Source organism: Paraburkholderia sp. GAS334, from assembly GCF_050436625.1.
Taxonomy (GTDB): domain Bacteria; phylum Pseudomonadota; class Gammaproteobacteria; order Burkholderiales; family Burkholderiaceae; genus Paraburkholderia.
The window spans coordinates 231,427-250,830 of sequence record NZ_JBNDMO010000009.1 but is presented as its reverse complement, the minus strand read 5'-3'; the positions used below and the strand labels follow the sequence as shown (position 1 = coordinate 250,830).

At 60.4% G+C, this 19,404-nt stretch carries 20 protein-coding genes; 6 read left to right on the top strand and 14 right to left on the bottom strand.

All coding sequences use genetic code 11. The annotated features are described in order from the left end of the window. The first annotated feature begins 313 nt into the window (after positions 1-313). The 6 genes from P3T21_RS18845 to P3T21_RS18820 all read left to right on the top strand — a co-directional run bounded on the left by P3T21_RS18845 (position 314) and on the right by P3T21_RS18820 (position 5,329). Positions 314-1,258, top strand: coding sequence for an aliphatic sulfonate ABC transporter substrate-binding protein (locus tag P3T21_RS18845; protein ID WP_429257538.1), 945 nt, complete (start codon positions 314-316; stop codon positions 1,256-1,258). Positions 1,259-1,294: 36 nt separating this feature from the next. Then, positions 1,295-2,164 (top strand): ABC transporter permease, encoded by an 870-nt coding sequence (locus P3T21_RS18840; protein WP_429257449.1) that lies wholly within the window; start codon positions 1,295-1,297, stop codon positions 2,162-2,164. Then, a complete protein-coding gene (locus tag P3T21_RS18835; RefSeq protein WP_429257448.1) occupies positions 2,161-2,937 on the top strand; it encodes an ABC transporter ATP-binding protein in 777 nt (258 codons plus the stop codon). The genes P3T21_RS18840 and P3T21_RS18835 overlap by 4 nt, the downstream gene beginning before the upstream one ends. 274 nt (positions 2,938-3,211) lie before the next feature. Beyond that, on the top strand, positions 3,212-3,718 hold the full coding sequence (locus tag P3T21_RS18830) for a M48 metallopeptidase family protein (protein ID WP_429257537.1): 507 nt from the start codon (positions 3,212-3,214) through the stop codon (positions 3,716-3,718). A 63-nt stretch (positions 3,719-3,781) separates the two neighbouring features. Further along, positions 3,782-4,201 (top strand): secondary thiamine-phosphate synthase enzyme YjbQ, encoded by a 420-nt coding sequence (locus P3T21_RS18825; protein ID WP_429257447.1) that lies wholly within the window; start codon positions 3,782-3,784, stop codon positions 4,199-4,201. A 96-nt stretch (positions 4,202-4,297) separates the two neighbouring features. Further along, a complete protein-coding gene (locus tag P3T21_RS18820) occupies positions 4,298-5,329 on the top strand; it encodes a class I fructose-bisphosphate aldolase (protein WP_429257446.1) in 1,032 nt (343 codons plus the stop codon). Between the two features lie 55 nt (positions 5,330-5,384). Here the strand turns inward: P3T21_RS18820 and P3T21_RS18815 are convergent, their stop codons facing one another. The 14 genes from P3T21_RS18815 to P3T21_RS18750 form a co-directional block, all read right to left on the bottom strand. After that, positions 5,385-5,927 (bottom strand): methyltransferase family protein, encoded by a 543-nt coding sequence (locus P3T21_RS18815; RefSeq protein ID WP_429257536.1) that lies wholly within the window; start codon positions 5,925-5,927, stop codon positions 5,385-5,387. 136 nt (positions 5,928-6,063) lie between these two features. Continuing rightward, positions 6,064-7,398: a vWA domain-containing protein gene (locus tag P3T21_RS18810; protein ID WP_429257445.1), complete on the bottom strand. Its 1,335-nt coding sequence runs from the start codon at positions 7,396-7,398 to the stop codon at positions 6,064-6,066. A 23-nt stretch (positions 7,399-7,421) separates the two neighbouring features. Continuing rightward, on the bottom strand, positions 7,422-8,054 hold the full coding sequence (locus tag P3T21_RS18805) for a TadE/TadG family type IV pilus assembly protein (RefSeq protein ID WP_429257444.1): 633 nt from the start codon (positions 8,052-8,054) through the stop codon (positions 7,422-7,424). Between the two features lies 1 nt (position 8,055). Next, complete coding sequence (locus P3T21_RS18800) at positions 8,056-8,550, bottom strand: TadE/TadG family type IV pilus assembly protein (protein WP_429257443.1); 495 nt, start codon at positions 8,548-8,550, stop codon at positions 8,056-8,058. A gap of 58 nt (positions 8,551-8,608) precedes the next feature. Beyond that, positions 8,609-9,583, bottom strand: a complete 975-nt coding sequence (locus tag P3T21_RS18795) for a type II secretion system F family protein (protein WP_429257442.1) — start codon at positions 9,581-9,583, stop codon at positions 8,609-8,611. A 51-nt stretch (positions 9,584-9,634) separates the two neighbouring features. Further along, complete coding sequence (locus P3T21_RS18790; protein ID WP_429257441.1) at positions 9,635-10,612, bottom strand: type II secretion system F family protein; 978 nt, start codon at positions 10,610-10,612, stop codon at positions 9,635-9,637. A gap of 30 nt (positions 10,613-10,642) precedes the next feature. Beyond that, positions 10,643-12,019, bottom strand: coding sequence for a CpaF family protein (locus P3T21_RS18785; protein ID WP_429257440.1), 1,377 nt, complete (start codon positions 12,017-12,019; stop codon positions 10,643-10,645). A 12-nt stretch (positions 12,020-12,031) separates the two neighbouring features. After that, entirely contained in the window at positions 12,032-13,240 is a 1,209-nt protein-coding gene (locus tag P3T21_RS18780; protein WP_429257439.1) for an AAA family ATPase, read from the bottom strand. A gap of 36 nt (positions 13,241-13,276) precedes the next feature. Then, positions 13,277-13,570, bottom strand: coding sequence for a hypothetical protein (locus P3T21_RS18775; protein WP_429257438.1), 294 nt, complete (start codon positions 13,568-13,570; stop codon positions 13,277-13,279). Between the two features lie 35 nt (positions 13,571-13,605). Next, positions 13,606-15,684 carry a pilus assembly protein N-terminal domain-containing protein gene (locus tag P3T21_RS18770; RefSeq protein ID WP_429257437.1) on the bottom strand — a complete coding sequence of 693 codons (2,079 nt, stop codon included), beginning with the start codon at positions 15,682-15,684 and terminating at the stop codon, positions 13,606-13,608. A gap of 72 nt (positions 15,685-15,756) precedes the next feature. Beyond that, a complete protein-coding gene (gene cpaB / locus P3T21_RS18765) occupies positions 15,757-16,584 on the bottom strand; it encodes a Flp pilus assembly protein CpaB (protein ID WP_429257436.1) in 828 nt (275 codons plus the stop codon). Between the two features lie 55 nt (positions 16,585-16,639). After that, positions 16,640-18,058: an ATP-binding protein gene (locus P3T21_RS18760; protein ID WP_429257435.1), complete on the bottom strand. Its 1,419-nt coding sequence runs from the start codon at positions 18,056-18,058 to the stop codon at positions 16,640-16,642. Positions 18,059-18,261: 203 nt separating this feature from the next. Beyond that, positions 18,262-18,795, bottom strand: a complete 534-nt coding sequence (locus tag P3T21_RS18755) for an A24 family peptidase (protein WP_429257434.1) — start codon at positions 18,793-18,795, stop codon at positions 18,262-18,264. A gap of 92 nt (positions 18,796-18,887) precedes the next feature. Next, the gene (locus P3T21_RS18750) at positions 18,888-19,067 is read right to left on the bottom strand and encodes a Flp family type IVb pilin (RefSeq protein WP_429257433.1); all 180 of its coding nucleotides are present in this window, start codon (positions 19,065-19,067) and stop codon (positions 18,888-18,890) included. Positions 19,068-19,404: the final 337 nt, after the last annotated feature.

The following is a 19,404-nucleotide window of genomic DNA, read 5'->3' as shown; positions in this document are numbered from 1 at the left end:
CGAAACCGTTAAACGCAGTTCACGTCGCGTGCGGATTGCTTCTCGCGAAAGATCATTTCCGCGCCATGACGTGTGTGTCTATATTCGAAGGTTGCCGACAGCTACGCGCATGCGTGGCGCCCCCTAAGAGCGCGGCCTGCTTTGGTTGTGAGCTTTTATTGGTTCGCAGCGACGCAGCCGCGGGCTACATTGGTCGACCCTACAAAATCAGCACGAGGATCGACCAATGACATTTCTCCGGGGAACGCTGTTTCGCCCTTTCCGACGTTCGAGCAGATATAGCGCGGGCTTTGCCGCACTTGCGGCAACCGCGATGGCTTCGTTCACGCCCGTCGCTGCGCAAGCTGCACCACCCGCTGAGCTGAAGCTCGATTACGCGTATTACTCGCCGGAAAGTCTGGTGATCAGGCGCAACGGCTGGCTCGAGGAAGAACTCGCGGCCGATCATACGCAGGTCAAATGGGTGTTGAGCCTCGGCAGCAACCGCGCGCTCGAATACCTGAACAGCGGCGCAATCGATATCGGCTCGACCGCTGGTCTCGCCGCTGTGCTGGCGAAAGCGAACGGCAATCCGATTCACGCCGTCTATATTTTCTCGCGTCCGGAATGGACCGCGCTGGTCGTGCGCAAGGATTCGCCGATCAAAACGGTCGCGCAGCTTAAGGGCAAGAAAATCGCCGCGACCAACGGCACCGACCCGTTCCTGTTCACGCTGCGCGCGCTGCACACCGCCGGCCTTTCGCGTGACGACGTGCAGATCGTGAATCTGCAACATCCGGATGGTCGTACCGCGCTCGCCAATGGTCAGGTCGACGCATGGGCTGGGCTCGATCCGCACATGGCGGCCGCTGAAGTCGACGACGGCGCGCGTCTTTTGTACCGCAACGTCGATTTCAACACATGGGGCTTCCTGAATGCGCGCGAGGACTTCATCAGCGCGCATCCCGACACGCTCGCGCATGTGCTGAAGGTGTATGAGAAGGCGCGTCTGTGGATCGCCGCGCATCCGGACGAAACGGCAAAGATCATCTCCGAAGAATCGAAACTGTCGCTGCCGGTCGCGAAGCTGCAACTGAGCCGCAACGATTTCAGCCATCCGCAGCCGGGACCGCAACAGCTTGCGGCACTCAAGGCCGCTGCCCCGATTCTCACGCAGGAGCAACTCGTGAAGCCAGGCACGGATCTGAACCAGGTCATCGAAGCGCTCATCGATGCGAAGCCGGCTCAGCCGATCATCGCAGCGAACAGCGGCAAGTGAACTACGGATCCACCGAATCGACGCGTCTCTACCGATATGTCTGCTGACAACTCACTCGCGATTCACGATTCGCGCTCCGCCAATCCGGAGCGTGCCGCGCGCTCGCCTTCATCGAACCGGCTGAAGGGCTGGCGCATCGCCGGTCTGATCCTGCCCCTCGCTTTTCTGGGGCTGATCGAAGCACTGGTGCGCATGCACATCGTGCCGGAGCATCTTGTTCCCGCACCTGGCACCATTGCCGAAACCTTGTGGAATCTGGGCGGCGCGCGTCTCGGCCGGCATATCGGCGCGAGCAGCCTGCGCGTGTTTGCTGGCTTTGGCATTGGCGCCGCGCTGGCACTGCTGGTCGGTGCGGCGATGGGTTTGAGCCGTCGGCTCGATGCGTTGTTTGATCCATCGTTTCAGGCGCTGCGCGCGATTCCGTCGCTTGCGTGGGTGCCCGTTCTGCTGCTGTGGATGGGCATCGACGAATCGCCGAAAATCACGCTCGTTGCAATCGGTGCTTTTTTTCCGGTGCATCTGAGCGTGGTGGCGGGTATTCGCGGCGTCGACAGAAAACTGGTCGAGGTCGGCAAAGTCAACCGGCTAGGCGAGCGTGCACTTTTTACGCGAATCCTGTTGCCGGCATCACTGCCGCAGATTTTCACGGGTCTGCGCACCGGCTTGAGCCTTGCGTGGATGTTCATGGTGGCCGCCGAACTGATTGCCGCCACGCGCGGCCTTGGCTATCTGCTAAGCGACGGACGCGAAACGGGCCGCCCCGATCTCGTGTTCGGCGCGATCCTGCTGCTTGCGTTGCTGGGCAAACTCAGCGACAGCATCCTGAAGGCAATTGAAGCCCGCGTGCTGTCGTGGCGCGATACGGCCTCAGCTTCAACCTCACGCACCGCGAGAGAGACACGATGACTGCCTCACGCTCTTCTTTCCCGCCGCTGCTCGATGTCCGCGCGATCAGCAAACGCTACGACGAACGTGCGATTCTGGAACGTGTGTCGCTGTCGATCGGACGCGGTGAAATCGTCAGCCTCGTTGGTCCCAGCGGTTGTGGCAAGAGCACACTATTGCGCGTGCTGGCCGGACTCGATCGCGACTTCCATGGCGATGTTTTACTCGATGGCACTGCGCAGCGAGGGCCGTCGTCGGGCATCGGCGTGATCTTTCAGGAGCCGCGTCTGTTGCCGTGGCTGACGGTCGCCGACAACGTCGCGTTTTCCGCGGGCCTGCGGCAGGGAAACGATCCGCGTGTGCGCGAACTGCTCGCGGAAGTCGGCCTCGCCACAACTGGCCGTGTGCTGCCGAAGCAGCTTTCAGGCGGCATGGCGCAGCGCGCCGCGATTGCGCGTGGACTCTTTCCGCAACCTGATCTGCTGCTGCTCGACGAGCCGTTTAGCGCCGTTGACGCCATGACCCGGAATCGTCTTCAGGACCTTCTGCTGTCGATCACGCAGACGCATCGCACGGCGGCACTTCTCGTCACGCACGATCTGGATGAAGCGCTATACCTGTCCGATCGCGTGCTGCTGATGACCGCCTCGGGCAAATCGGGCGCCGGTCGCATTTCGCGCGAAGTCGTGGTGGACGCGCCGCGTCCGCGGGATCGACGCAACGTATCGTTAGCGGAGGTACGCGCCGATCTGCTCGACGGTCTCGATCACGCTGCGGTTCCGCTTCATGCATAGCGAACGGCGGGTTTTAAGTCCGTTCCTGTTTAATCATCACGCCTGGCGTTGCACGGGCCGCTAACGTGTTGCTGTTTCAGGAGAGTTCGACGATGGCGCGTTGACCGTGGCATTTGCGCGCGAAGGCCGGGGCGTGATGTTTGCGCCGACCGTGCTTGCAGCGCAACTGAAGCGGGAACACAAGCTCATCGCGATCGGCCAACGTCTGACACCCTGCATGCTCAGGTCGAATCGGTACAATACTGATAACCATTCGACCGAAACGCCGCCCGTCATGCAGAATCTGAAATACCTGAGCGCCTATCCGACGACGCTCCAGGACAAGGTGCGCCGGCTCATCGCCGAACAGCAGCTTGGCGCGTATCTGGAAGACCGGTATCCGCGCAAACACGCTGTGCAGACCGACCGCGCGCTGTACGACTATTGCGCGGACCTGAAGCGTGAATTCATCCGCAACGGGCCGCAGATCGACAAGGTCATCTACGACAGCAAGCTCGACGTGCTGCGTCACGCGCTGGGTCTGCACACGACGATTTCACGTGTACAGGGCAGCAAACTGAAGACGAAGAAGGAAATTCGCATCGCCTCGCTGTTCAGGGACACGGCGCCGGAATTCCTGCGCATGATCGTCGTGCACGAACTCGCCCATCTGAAAGAAAGTGACCATAACAAGGCGTTTTACCGCCTTTGCGAGTTCATGCAGCCGGGGTACCACCAGACAGAATTCGATCTGCGCCTTTATCTGACGCATCGCGATCTCACGCGCGCGCAATCTGACTGAGGGATAAGCGTGCCTCTTCCAGGCTGTGCGTGTAAAACATCTCTTTGAGCGGAGACATGTCTCATGCGACAGGCAATCCGTCACCTCACAGTTGAAGCGCCGGCACGCGGGCTCGTGGAGTTCACGTCGCAGGTGCGCGGCTTTGTCAGCGAGCAGCGGATCCAGACGGGCGTATTGACGATCTTTTGCCGTCATACGTCGGCTTCGCTGCTGATTCAGGAGAATGCCGATCCTTCCGTGCGGCGCGATCTGGAAAGATATTTCGCCACGATAGCGCCCGAAGACCCCACACGTTACGAGCATGATGCCGAAGGCGCGGACGACATGCCCGCGCATCTGCGGACCTCGCTGACGCAGGTACAGTTGTCCGTGCCTGTCGAGCGTGGGCAGATGGTGCTCGGCACATGGCAGGGGCTCTATCTGTTCGAGCATCGTCGCGAGGCGCCGCCCCGCGATATCGTGCTGCATCTGATCGGCGAGTGACGCCAGGTGCGAGGCGCGTTCAGCGTCGAATATCACCGGCTGGGAGTATGCTGCACACGTGATTCGATCCACACCGTCGTCAGGGAGGGATACACGATGAGCACCGCAAGCGAGCTTCAGAACACCGTCGATGCAATGGTTCAACCGGGCAAAGGATTGCTGGCCGCCGACGAGAGCGGACCGACGATCGCGAAACGCTTCAAGACCATCGGCATCGAGTCAAACGAAGAATACCGGCGCGCGTGGCGCGACCTGCTGCTGTCGACGCCCGGTCTTGGCGAATTTGTCAGCGGTGTGATCCTGTATGAGGAAACGCTGGGGCAGCGTTCCGACAAGGGCACACCACTGCCTGAGCTGGCAGTTTCACAAGGCATCGTGCCGGGCATCAAGGTGGATCTTGGCAAAATCCCGCTTGCGCACGCGCCTGGCGATGAGATTACGCAAGGGCTCGATGGGCTTGCGGGACGCCTGGCTGGATATAAGAAACAAGGCGCACGCTTTGCGAAGTGGCGCGCGGTGTACAACATTTCGCCGACGCTGCCGAGCCGGCTTGCTATCGAGGCCAATGCAGATGCCCTCGCCTGCTATGCGGCAATCTGCCAGGAAGCGGGCATTGTGCCGATCGTCGAGCCCGAAGTGCTGATGGATGGCAATCATACGATCGCGCGTTCTTTTGAAGTCACCGAGGCTGTGTTGCATGAGGTTTTTCACGCACTGCATCGGCATAAGGTTGTGCTTGAGCATATGGTGCTTAAGCCGAGTATGGTTATTGCGGGTTCGGAAGCTGGAGCGGGTGCGCAGGCGACCGTTGAGGATGTCGCGCGGCAGACCGTGCGGGTTCTTAAACGGACAGTGCCTGCTGCGGTGCCGGGGGTGGTTTTTCTGTCTGGTGGGCAGACGCCTGAGCAGGCCACTGCGAATCTTGATGCGATGAACCGGCTCGGAGTTTTGCCCTGGGGTTTGAGCTTTTCTTACGGGCGAGCGTTGCAGGAGCCGCCGCTTCAGGCGTGGAAGGGGTTGGCGGCTAATGCTGCTGTTGCGCAGAAGGTTTTGCTGAAGCGGGCCAGGTTGAATAGTGAGGCTTGTTTTGGGCGGTATGAGGTGGGGATGGAGCGTGGGGAGGGTTAGGCGCGGTGCGACCGACCGCATCGTTGATGCGGTCGGAACTCTGGATCATGCGCGTTCAAAAAAGGCCGGGGATCACACGAAAACGAACCTTGTCCTTGTATGCGACGTAGTCGTCATCCGTCGACAGGAGTCGCTCTTCGCGAAAAATCCGGCCCGCCTGCAATGCGAACTGAACGGCGTAGACGATCAGGTTCTGCACACCGAAGTTCACAAGCAGAAATCCAACGTCCATGACGAGATAGCCGAGATACATGGGATGCCGTACGAAACGGTACGCGCCCCTCGAAACGACGCCCCGGTTGGCGGGCAAGATTCCAAACGAACGGCGCAACGAGGTCTTTGCGAAGAGTTGCCAGAAAATGCCGGCCAGCTGCAATATCACGCCGACGGTTTCCGGTACGAGTTGCACCCCCGGCGCGAGGCGAATCGCCAGAAAGTAGTACGTCGCGCCCATCGAACACAGGAACGCCAGGGGGTTCCAGTCGCGTTGACGCGGAACACGCGAGAACAGGGACAACCCGACCGTCAGGCATTCCGCTATCACGATCATCAACAGGGTGATACGCGCCGGCTCGTGCCAATACTTCGACCAGCATATCGCGAATCCGGATCAGGATCGCTTGCGCGGAAACTGGAGATGCCAGCACAAACGTTTCATTTGCTCTCGTGTTCATATGATCCCCGATCCCTCTTTCTGGATTTAGCTGACGGTACGCCTGCTTTCGTTGCGTTACCTACTTTGCAATACGCAGAATCGCCGAGGCCAGCTGCGAATAGCAGGGCTTCAGATCAGCCGGCGTTGCGGCGTGGCAATAAACGCCCACCGGCTCCTGCGCGTTGTAGCAACGCGCAGGAGCGTCGGACGTGTTGGCCATGCACTTGAGCACGTCCTGACCCAGTTCGTTGTCGGGGCCCGCGGGTTGTGTCAGCTCCAACCCGAGCCCCAGCGTGAAAACGTAGATTTTGTTCGCGCGCGCATTCTCCGCCATGGCTTCCAGCAGATTGCGCGACGCACGGTTGATGTTGGTGTAGGTCACAGCGTTCGTTACCACCCGCGGGCTGTTGGTGACGATCGGAAAAGTCTGGTCGTTAGGGTTATGCGCGTTATAGAAAGCGGGCAGCTGCTTGATGAAATTATTCGATACGTTACCAACGGAACACGGCCAACCCACAGACTGGCTGATCTGGTCATCTCGGTAAAAACCAGTGGGTGTGCCACTCTGCCCGTCCCCACTCACCACTGTGCCGACCATGTTGTTACACGCAGCAACCTTGTTCGCGAACTGCGATGCGAAGCTGTTCGGCGCACCATCCGAGAAGAACACAATCACGCGTAGACTCGATGGATTGACCAACTGGTCCATCTGCGTACGCGCGTTCCAGAAGGCCTCAGAAGAATTGGTGCTGCCCTTGAAGCTGAAGTGATTGATCGCCTGGGTCATTCCTGGTCGATCGAAACCGCGCGAACTGTCCGCCTTGTAGGGCACATCCACGATCGTTCCGTACGCGAAGTGCATCAATGCCACGCGATCGTTCGAAATATCGAAATTGTTCAGGAACGAAATGGCGTTCGCGCGCACGGCGGCCGGCTCGCCTGGCATGGTTGTCATCGAACCCGTGACATCCACGATAAATGCCATGTCGAGGTCCTTTCGGATGGTCTGCGAGTGCGTTGAAACGTTCAGTATCCTGAAGCCAAACAGCTGCATGAAACTGACGGGCACCTGCGCTTGTGCCTGTACGTCGATCGTGACCGTTCCGGCGTTGAACACTATTGAAGGAGTGTTCATGGTCGCGGTCGAGCCGAGAAAATTCGTCGGGTAGTTCGCTGTGAAAAACGCAGCGGCCGCCTGCTGTGCGTTCGTGGTCTGCTCAGCCGGGGTGTTTCCACGCGTCACGGCATGGCCCGCCGCAAGTGCGGCGCCGTCCGCTGCAGCGTCGAGCCGGGTACGAATCATGTAACCAAAGCCCGAATCTATTGCGAGACCGAGTACGGCAATCACGGCGATCAGCGAAATCACGACAAGCATGCTGATCGAGCCTTGCTGGCGCTTTCTGGATAAGTTCATCGCGTCGCCCCTGTCGCGTTCATTCAAAAGGCCGTCATGGCGTACAGATTCGGAGAAAGCGCCGGCGTGTTAATGCCAAAGCCAAGATTCAGCGCACCTATGAAAGGTTGCTGTAGATAAAACGATTCGACGACGTAGACCACCTGTCCGTCCCACAACTGTCCTTGTAGCAGGTTCACCGGCGGCGAATTTGCGCCGAGCGGCGGCACGTTATTGCAGTTTCCGCTGCCGTCCTGCGCCCAGCCTGAACCGTTCGATCCGCAATTCCAGAGCTTGCTTGCCGGATGATAGTTGCCGCCTGTCCACTCGTATTGCGCAGTGACAACGCCCGAGCAATGGTTTCCGTTCGCGTCGCAATTGTTATTACCAACGATCACCGTGATGTAGATCATCCCGTTCGACGCCATATTGAGCGGCGGCGCCGTGGCCGTGAGGGAAGACATGATCGTCTGCACAGGAAACGTCGACAGCGCGCGCGACGCAAGATTGGCGCCTTCGCGGCTTATGTTCGTGAGAATCATCTGCGCCTGAATGTTACGGGCGAAGTCAAAGACGGGTAGCGTGAGTGCGATAACAAGTGGCATCAGCATCGCCATTTCGATGGCGACGATACCCCGCGATGCGCGACGTCTCCCTGCGAATGCTCTGGATTTCATTTCAGAAGCCCTCGTTGCGCATCGTCGCCGCGACGCTGAAGGAATAGCTTCCGCCCGCGAAGAACGGTTGCGCGAGTGGCGTCATCAAGGGCCACCTGCAGTTGATCTGCAGCACGATGATGTCGCCCGGATTACCAAACATGGAACTCGAGTAAGTGCCCTGCGCGCCGTAGTTCTTCGTCTGCCCGTTGATGGTGATCGTGTAGCTCGGGTTGACTAGCGCATATAGCCCCATCGAACTGTCCTTGATTTCCTGAATGATCGCGAGATAGCGCTGCTGGTTCGACGCGGCCGGGTCGAGGTTGGACTGTCCAGTAACCGCATAGCGCGCACCTTCACGCACCGCGTACTGCATCGTCAGGTTCACCCAGAGCAGCGATGCCAGGTCGATTGCCACGAAGAGGAGCAGGAACAGGATCGGCGCCACGAGCGCGAATTCGATCGTGCTGACGCCTCGCTGCCCCCGCGACGTTCGCAGAAAATTCCGTGATCTCATCTCGATCTCCCCTTGCCTCGATGCAGCGTCCCGGCTGCTTCGCATCCCATCGACGTCATCAACTGATGCCTTTCATCGCCGGCACCAGAACGTGTCCGGCCTGAATGATGGCGGGACCGAGCAGCACGATGATCAACGTCGGGAAAATGAAGAAAATCAGCGGAAACAGCAGCTTCAATGCGATCTTCGCCGCCTTCTCTTCTGCACGCAGACGCCGCTTCGTGCGCAGGTTGTCGGTGTACACGCGCAGCGAATCGCCGACGCTGGTGCCAAACCGGTCGGCCTGGATGAGCATCGTCGTCAGCGTGTCAATATCTTCGACGCCGGTTCGGCTCGCGAAATTGCGCAACGCCTTGTCGCGTCCTGACCCGGCGCGCAGTTCGAGCAGCACGAGTTCCAGCTCATCACGCAGTGCAAGGCTCTTCATGCCGATCTCCTCCGTGACTCGCCCTAGCGCAGCATCGAAGCCGAGACCCGCTTCGACGCATACGGTCATCAGATCGACGGCGTCGGGAAGGTCCTCGAAGAGCGCACGCTTGCGGTGATCGACCAGCCGTGCAAGCACGCCGTTGGGCAGATAAAAACCCAAGGCGGACGCAGAAAGCAACGCGAGCAGCAGATAGGGTCGCGGCATATCGTGGAAATGGCCCGCGAGAAGGACCATGACAACGAATGGCAGCCCAAGCGCCAGCACGGTCTTCGATGCGAAATAGATGGCGGGTGCGGACTCTCCGCGCAGACCGGCATTCAGAAAGCGGACGCGTAACAGCGAACGATTCCAGTCTTCGCCCGGCAGCGAGAACTTTGCGACGCGCGAAGAGACCTGCGCAACCTTCTCTACCCATTTTCCAGCTTCCTCCGGCTGCGGGTCAGCAGTCCCCGCGCCGGCTCCACCGCTGATGCCAGATACCACACCAATCTCGTTGATGCGCCGCTCCAGGGGATCTGGGCGCAGAAGGCTCATTGCCTTGAGCGCCGCACCGAACACGATCAGAAACAGCAATGTCAGCATCGCGATCTGGTCAATTCTCATGATTGCCGGGTTGCCCCGCCCTCATTCATTTTCTCGTTGACAAAACATCGTTCAAACGCGGATCCGCACGATGCTGCGGGTCCACAAGATGCCGAACAGCATGCAGACACACGCCACGCCGGCTAGCTGGATACCTCCGGGGTCCGTCCACAGGATGCTCATCAGCTTGGGGCTGATCAGCGATATCACCCCCGCCAGGACGAACGGCAGCAGACTCAGAATCCAGGCAGAGAGCCGCCCTTCGGCGGACAGGACCCGCACCTTGCCGAGCAGCTTCAGTCGCTCACGGATGATCGAACTGATATTGCCGAGAATCTCTGCGAGATTGCCGCCCGCCTCGCGCTGGATCAGCACCGCAATCACGAAGTACCGCAGGTCGTCAACCGGCACCCGGTTCACCATGTTGAGCAGCGCGTCGTTCATCGAGACCCCGAAGTTGATCTCGTCGAACGCCAGCTTGAATTCAGCGCCAAGCGGTTGCGGCATTTCATCGCCCACCATTCCGAGCGCACTGGTGAACGAGTGCCCCGCACGCAACGCACGAGCGACGAGATCGGCCGCCTCGGGAAGTTGCTGTTCGAGAACGGCAGTGCGTTTGCTGCGTTTGCGACGCACGATTAAGAGCGGCAGCAATGCGCACACGCATCCCAGTACCAGCAGAACGATCACGCCCTGATGCAGCACGATGCCAACAGCCACACCGCACACGGAAAGGACGGCCGAATAGCCCAAAAAACGCCCAACCGACCATGTGCTACCGGACTGTTGCAACAACCTGTCCAGCGTATTGACGCGCGGCACCATTCTCAGGATGCCCAGCAGCATCGGCGAATCACTCAAAGTACGGCGCTTGAGGATCGACAGCTGTTCGTCGCTGGCGTTGCCGCCCGGCGCGGCGGCGCGCACACGCTGCTTCATGCGCTTGACGGACGCACCGTGGCGGCTGTGCCAGAAGAAGTACAGACCTTCGATCATCAATACAGTCGCGACGAACAGCAGCACGACGAAACCCAGAAACGACGTATTCATGCCTGACTCCTCAAAGCGTCGGATCCGCGCTCATACCTCGAAGCGCCGCGCCGGATCGAAGATGTTGTCGGGAAGCGTGATGCCAAACGCGGTCAAGCGCTCACAGAACCTGGGGCGCACACCGGTCGCGCAAAAATGGCCCTTGATCCGGCCGTCTTCATCGACGCCCGTTCTCTTGAACGTGAAGATCTCCTGCATGTTGATGACATCACCCTCCATGCCGGTAATTTCCTGAATGCTCATCAGCTTGCGCCGACCATCGGTCAGTCGCGATGCCTGCACCACAACGGAAATAGCCGAGGCAATCTGCTGACGCATCGCCTTAACGGGCATCGTGAGACCTGCCATCGACACCATGTTTTCAAGGCGTGTCAACGCGTCGCGCGGCGTGTTCGCGTGTAACGTCGCCATCGATCCTTCGTGGCCAGTGTTCATCGCGTGCAGCATGTCGAGGGCCTCGCCGCCACGCACTTCGCCGAGCACGACGCGATCCGGGCGCATCCGTAGCGCGTTACGCACGAGCGCCCGCTGCGAAATCTCGCCCTTGCCTTCGATGTTCGGTGGCCGCGTTTCGAGCCGCAGCACGTGCTGCTGACGCAGTTGAAGCTCGGCCGCGTCCTCGATCGTCACAATCCGCTCGTCGGCAGGAATGAAACCTGAAAGCAGATTCAGCAATGTGGTCTTGCCGCTGCCCGTACCGCCTGAGATCAGCACGTTGAGCTTGGACTTGATCAGCGCTTCGAGCACTTGCGCCATCGCAGGCGTAAAGCTCTGGTTGTTGAGCATGTCGTTGACCGTGAGCGGATTCACGGAAAAACGCCGGATCGAAACAAGTGGTCCGTCGATTGCGGACGGCGGAATGATCGCGTTCACGCGTGAGCCGTCCGGCAGTCGCGCATCGACCATCGGCGTCGATTCGTCGATACGACGTCCCACGCGCGAAACGATGCGCTCGATCACCTTCATCAGGTGGGCGTCGTCATAGAATGTGACGTCGGTGTGTTCCAGCTTGCCGCGCCGTTCGACATACACATGCTGCGACGTGTTGACGAGAATGTCGGATACAGTCGGATCATTCAGCAACGGTTCGAGCGGTCCGAGGCCGAGCATCTCGTCCTGCACGTCCTGCACGAGACGCTTGCGCTCGAACTCGTTCATCGGCACCTTGTCTTCGTCGACGATGCGCTCGACGAGTTGTGCCAGTTCACGCTTCACCTGATCAGGCGTGAGCCGTTGCAGTTTGTCCAGTTCCACCCTTTCGATGATCGTCTGGTGGATGTTCATTTTGAGCTGCTGATACGCCTGGCGTGCTGCCTTCACGTCACCGGGTGACGAAGCAGTGCTCGAGGCCGGGGCTTCAGCCACCGCCAGATCGCTTTGCATCAGGAGTTGTTCGCGCAATGACATGCTGCTCTCCGGTTATCGATCAATGACTGGTTTGAGTTGCTGCAGGCTGTTCTGCTTCGGCGCGAGGAAGCGCCCGAACACCCGCCTCGACGGCGCCGCTGGTTGCGGCCACAACAATCCGGCAAGCGCGCCGAGGCTCTTTGTGAGTGACGATCCCTTCGCGCTTTCGAGCAGCGGCACGCCTTGATTCACCGCCTGCCGGGCGCTTTTTTCGTCGCGCGGCAACAGATGAACGGGCTTCACACCCAGCGCCTCTTCAATTGCCGCGAGGTCGACCTGCGCGCCTTTTTCGTACTGGTTCACAAGCAGATGCATCTTGCTCGTGGAATATCCGAGCGCCCCGAGCATATCCAGCAGCTTTCGCCCCGCGTGCAGGTGCGGGATGGTCTGCTGCGCGACCACACAGATCGCTTCACTCTGATCAAGCGCATGAAGCGCGAGTGGATTGATGGTCTGGCCGATGTCGAAGATCACCGCGTCGTACTGGTCGCGAACCAGCGTCAGCACGCGTTCGAGGTGCGACGCGCGCATGTCCGCGGCCTTGACCGGGTCACCTGCACCGGCCAGCACGTCGAGGTTCGAGTGCACGTGCGACACGCAGGCGTCGAAGTACGCCGCATCCAGCCGTTCAATCTGTGCGAAGAGATCCGCGATGGTCGCAGGCGGCTTCTTCTCGGTGACGAGCAGACTTGCGTCCGAAAACTGCTGATTCAGATCGACGAGCAGCACGCGCTTGTCACGTGCAGCAGCAAACGCGTAGGCGAGATTCGCGGCAATCAGCGTCGTGCCCGAACCGCCCCTGCCTGACGTGAACGACATCACGCGTCCATCGCGGCGTGTGCTCGAGGTCTTCTTGCCGGCGACGTGCGACAGTTCCTGTGCGAATTCCTGCGCGTCGATCGGCCACGACAGCACGTGTCTCACGCCGGCGCGCATGGCCGCCATCAACATCTCCGTCGACAGCGCCGATGCCACCAGCATGCAACTGAGCTGAGGCGCATGCCCGATCGCTTCTCCGATCGCAGCGAGATCGGATATGGCCAGTGCCGTATCCGCGACGATCAGCAAATCGGTCTTTTTGATCTGTTCGGCGTAGCGCGGCAACTGCTTTGCGGCGCCCCGTTCCGTACGCAGACGATGCCGCACCTCGCTCGTCGCGAGCAACGCCGTCACGTCACGCGCATGCTCTTCGTTGGACGCAATCAAAAGGATGTCGATCATGTGTATCTCCACTGCCACGTGTACGTGCTTCAGAAACTAGTTGGTGCTGCCGTTGCCGACACCGATCGTGAACACGTTAGTGTGCGGTGTCGGCGCGATGAACGACTTCGCATAGTTGGATTGCGCGGACACCGCCGCGCGCCCGTCGATTCCGGCAACGGGATCGTCGTTTTCCGAGGCCATCGGGTTGAGCGTCTGCATTGCCCGGATCTGCGTGACGGAGCTACCAAAGGTCTTATCCCATTCCGGCGTCGAACTCAGGCAGCCCGTGAGCGCCGCGCATACGCCGACGCACAGCGCGAGGCGGATCGAGTACTGGATTGTGTTCATGTTCTTCTCCGATGAATCCGCCTGGCGGATTCGAATCATTGCGTCGTGCTGATCTGCGTTGCGACCGGTACGGTTTGGGCCAGGGTGGTGTCCGGTGGATCAAGCGTCCCGGAAGCGAGTGCTGGAGCCGGTGGCGACGGGGTCCCCAGTCGCGATCCAGGGTCTGGCGCACCGGGATCCGGCGTCGTGGTCGCGGGACTACCCGACGCGGTGACAGAGGGTCCTGGTAGCGGCGTCACGCTGACCTGCGCGGTATGCACCGGCGCCACACGTGGTTCGTCGAGCGCGAGCGGCTTGCCGCTCGACGAGACCGGGTTCGCCGGGGCCGTCGCATCCGACCCGGGCGCCTGCGTCGAACCCGGTGTGGCGGGCGGTGTGGTGACAGGGCCTGCAGCGGGCCGGATGTTCACTACGGGGCCCGTCGGGGTTGCGCCGTTCGTAGCTGGAGTAGCCGAAGCGGGTGCTACCGGTGCAGCCGGCTTGCTGCCCTCCATGCTTCCGGTCGCGAGGACTGCGGCTTCGTTGACCTTGCCGAAGCTGTCGGTCGGCATCGGGTAATTCTTCGGCAACGGCTTCGCGAGGCGCGGCGTCACGACGAACACCAGCTCAGTCTTGTCTTCCTGATAGCTCGTGCTGCGGAACAGAGCGCCAAGCACAGGCAATTCGCCGACGCCAGGCAGTCCCTTGATCGTGCCCGTCACGTTGTTCCTGAGCAGCCCCCCGATTGCAAAGCTTTGTCCGTCAAACACCTGCAACGTGGTCGACGCGCGGCGTGTGGTGATCACCGGCAGGATCGACGTGAAGTTCGCGTTGCCCGCGCTGACTGCCACACCGGTCGGCGAGAGCTCTGACACTTCCGGCGCCACCTTCAGGTTGATGCGACCGCCTTCCATCACGGTTGGCGTGAAGGTGAGACCCACGCCGAACTGCTCTTCCTGAAGGACGACCGTCAGGCCGCTCGTGGTATTGCTTTGCGGAACCGGAATGAAAACCTTGCCACCCGCAAGGAAGCTTGCTTCCTGCCCGCTGATTGCAATCAGGTTCGGTTCGGCGAGAATCTTCACCAGCTGGTCAGTCTTTTGCGCATCGATCTGCACGCTCAGCGGCGAATTGTTCGCTTTCGACCCGGTTATCGCGGCAAGTCCGCCCGACAGGAAATTCGCGAGCAACCCGAAGGACCAGCTGCCGATTCCGCCATTCAGGTTGGTCTGCGCGCCCAGTTGATCGATCAGCGTCTTCGACACTTCAGCGACCTTCACCTCGAGCATCACCTGTTGCGGCGCCGCGACCTGCAGCATGTTGATGATGCGTTCGGACTTTTCGATCACCGCACCTGCTGCTGCGGGCGGCGCCGAGCCGGCGCGGGCGTTGGGCTGCGGGATTGCGATATTCGGACGCTGCACGAACGCACGCGCCAGTTCAACGATGCGTTCCGCCTTCGCTGCGTCGGTGACAACGCCCGTCAGTACGAGCGCGTCGCCCGCTGCCTTGACCTGGATGCCGGTTTCTTCGGGCATCAACGAGGCGAGCGTCGTTTGCAGTCCAGCTGGATCGGTACCCACAATCACATCGATCACGCTGCACGAACCGCTCTTGCCTTGCACAATCATATTGGTCGTGCCGATATCGGAGCCCAGCAGATAAAGCGTCTGCGGCGAGACGAGCATCGCCTGCACGACCGACGGATTTCCGACCGTACGCTCGCGGACCGGCTCACGCAGATTCACCATCGTCGACTTGCCGAGCGGCACGACCACGGTGCTGTGTTCGCCAACCGGACCGGAACAGTTCGGTCCCTTGCTGTTTTTCGCAGCGGCAGCGGCAGCCTGCGAGTCGTCGCCGCCGCCGATCGTGAGACGGATCGGTCCATTTGCCGCGACCGTCAGCGGTGCGTTCGACGCGAGCGCCTGCGGTTGCGCCTGCACTGCAGGCTGCACGGTGCCGATGGCAGTTGCGGTCTGCCGGGTGCTTTCAGCCTCGGCGGAAGGCAGCACCCAAAGGAACAGTCCGATCGCGCCCAGCATGGTCGTCAGTGCAAAGCGCGACCTACCCGCTCCCCGTTTCGTCGCGCGCCGATGCGGCGCCCGCGCCGGACACCCTGATTTCGCGTTCATGTCCTTCCCCCGTCAGCTGCTGCTATATATGAACAACTTTGTGTTGTAGGTATTGCATGCCGGCGATGCCGGTCAGAAGCATTCCTGTCCTGTCTCAGTGCCAGTGATCACCCGCACGCAGTTAGTCGGCGCGCGTGCGGCGACGCGCCTGATGACACGCGGCGCCTGCGGTTCAGATGCCGGCGCGGCGACAACTACCGGGGTCTGCAACAGTGAAGCGCGTGTTGCACCCGCCGTCGGCAATGCCTGTGGATCGACCTGGTTACGCAACACAAGCGACAGCGTTCCGATGCTGCGCGCAAGGTCGATGGTCTCTGCCTGGCCCGGCGTTACTTCTAGCGTGACGGCATCCACCACCTTCGGCTTCGTCTCGTCACGTCCGACTTCCTGTGCCACAGCCAGCACGAGAATTTTTTCGAGCACGATCTTCGAGATGTTCTGGTCACGCGAGACGCCCGCATCTTTCTGCGTGTTGACGATGATGTCTACGTAATTGCCCGGCAGCGCGAAGCCCGCTACGCCGATCACGTCGTTCACACGAACCGTGATCGCCCGTTTGCCTTCGTTGATCACCGCCGACAGACCACCCAGCGTACCGGCTGGCGACAGCTTCGATTCGAGGATTGGTTCACCTTTCAGCGCGCTTTCCTTAAGCACACGTCCGTCGAGCTTCTGCGGATCGGCGAACGAACCGGGCGGCATCGCGTTCGATGGCCAGTCGACGACCTTCAGCATATCGGGCGTCACGCGCTGTGCCAGATTGATGTCGGACGCCGCCACGACCACATGGGTTGTGGCATTCGACGCCTGTGACACCATCCAGCGCGAGCCGAATACGACAGCGGCCAGACCCGCCGCCGTGGCAATCAGCAACATGAATACAGCGCGCGAGTTCTTCATTTCAGTCTCCTGCTACTGGCCACCGGATGGCGACCTTCTGGGTGAATTGCCTGCTTCAGGCCGTAGCGAGTCGTCGGATCACTTCGCCCGAATGGGCCGGCTTTGCTGTGACGGAATCAGGGCCGCCGGTGTTGGCAAAATAGCTGCTCCAGGCACGCCGCAAGGTTTCGGGTGTGGCCACTGCCGCTTCCTCGCGATAGCTCGCCTGCGCAACGACGAGACTCAACAGATCGCGCGGATAACACGCAAGCAACGGTCGGCGTCCCGGCAGATGCAGATGGTTGATCAGGTAATCAAACGCTTCGACGCCAGACTGCACGCCTAATAACGCGCACTGGTTGTCGTAGAGTTCGCGGTACTCGTCCTGAGCGAGCGGACCGACGAAGAGCTTGCAGCCGAGCCGGCGCAGGAACGCTTCGTCGCCAAGCTGATCGGGTGTGAGATTGCTCGAAAACGCAAGACGCACATCGAAAGGCAGCGTGAAACGCGCTCCGTTTTGCAGTGTGAGCGTTTCGCTTCCACGCCCAAGCGGCACGATCCAGCGGTTGAGCAGATCCTGCGGCGCGACACGCTGACGGCCCAGATCGTCGACGATATAGAGGCCGTTGTTGGCCTTCATATGGCCCGGTGCCTGATAAAAGCCGGTGCCAGCGTCGTAGTGCAATTCGAGCATGTCGAGCGTGAGTTCACCGCCCGCCATCACGACCGGACGGCGGCAACGTTGCCAGCGACGATCCGGCAGCGCGGCGAGAAGACTGCCGTCTTCGGCATCGACGGACTGATGGATCAGCGGATCGAAAATCTGCACGATCGAGCGGTCGATCAGCAATGCGTACGGCACGTCGATATGGCCAGGCAGCAGCTTTGCCAGGCATTCGGCGATGTAGGTCTTGCCACCACCTGCGGGGCCATACAGCAAAATCGGGCGGCCGGAATTCATCGCGCCGCCGACATCGTCGATCATCTCGTCGTTGAGCTTGATGCCCGCAAGCGCCGTGCGTGCGAACGAGCGCGAGATACGTACGAGATTGACTGACTGAAGTCCGATCGCCTCTGTATACGCTTCGAGCGAAACGGGTGCCGGGCCGATGTATGCGCATTTGGCGAGATAACCAATCGCACGAACACGTCCCTCTTCGGTGAGCTGGAACTGGACATCGAAGTCGGCGGCGCCGCGATGCGTCACTTCGAGCACCCGTTCGCGGATCATGAAACCGGTGACTTCATTGAGCACGGGGATCGGCAGCTTGAGGCGCTCCACCAGCTGCGCGAGGTTGATCTTACCCTCGACGGCGGCGGCCTTTGCGGCCAGTTCGGCCAGAAAGTGCAGGTCGAGCCCGCTCTGTTCGACCGTTTGCGGAGCACGACGCGCGGCGCAAACTCCGGTCGCCGCGGAACCGGCTGCGTCGGCTTCATCACGACGCACAGAGGTGTCACGGAGCCCAATGTCGCTCCAGTCCAGCGCTTTATTCATCGTGCTTCCCCGTATATGGCCTCCATTTCATGAAGGCTCATTCCAGCCAGGTTCTGCCCGCGCGGATGCGTGGGCGTGACCTGCCGGCCAACCTGCGCCTCTCTGCGGAGACGCGGTCCTTTGATCGGTCCAGCTGCATTACTGCAATTCTGTTGCTGCTCCGCTACTGCTTCATCGCTTCGTCGATTCCTGATTCGCGCAGGTCAAGCGCTTGTCAGAAGCACACCTACTGTGCTGATGGCGATGACTACGCCATACGGCAGCCGTCCAGCTGACTGTTCGCGAAAATTCTGGCCATGTCGTGCTGCTTCACGAAATCCGCCTGCCATGACGAACAGCATCGAAAGCGCATTCGTCAGTCCTGCCCTTGCCCGTCTGCGCTGTATCAGCGATACCAATGCCCACACAGCGCCGATCACACATGCGACCAGGGCGATCTGAAAGACACAAGCCGCGCCACAAAACGCGCCGATCGCGGCTGTCAGCTTGACGTCGCCCGCGCCCACCGCACGCAACAGATATCCGGGCAAAAAAAACAGGCCACCGGCGAGACAACCCAGAAGCCATGTCTGAACGCCGCCCAACGCGCCGTGAAGCATCCACTGCACAGGCAGTGCGACAATCAACGCGGCTCCGACCAGCCAGTTCGGAATACGTCGTGTATTCCAGTCCCATACGGCTGCTGTAACAACCAGCGCAACCACGCAAGGTCCAATCGGAAATGGAACGCCATTCATCGGAAACCTCACTGACTCAAGTTGAAGCGGATTCCACTCTGTCTCGCCGATGACCCGCGAGACAGAGCGGGTGACCCGGGTTGGCGCCCTGATCAGTTCACAGCGATACCGTTCAGCTTGGTGCCAATGCGGGTGAAGATGCCGGAGATGTCTGTCCCGACCGCAGTGGCCGCGACGATGATGCCGACTGCAATCAGACCAGCGAGCAGCGCATATTCGATGGCGGCTACACCTTCTTCATCACGCAGAAATTGTTGGATCGTGCTCTTCATGCTAACCCCCGTAAGAGAAAAGTCGACTGCTCGACGGTCCGCATCCATCAAGGGAAGGTGCGGAATTAAAACGCCCGGCATGGGCGAAACTCTGGCCTAACCTCGTCGTTTCGACACACCAAACAACCGACGTCCGAAGCGAACCTCATTCGTTCGTATTGCTCATCGTGTCATCACGATCAGGCTTTGCCGCTCTTCTGCATCTGCTCGAGGCTTCCTGCCGCTTGCAATGCTGAAGTTCTGTGTCGCGTTCGCAAGGTCTGGTCTCCTCTTTGCGGTCGCGGCGAATCTGTTTCCGGGTCCCATACGCAACGCGTGTGCCATGCACATGCAAAGC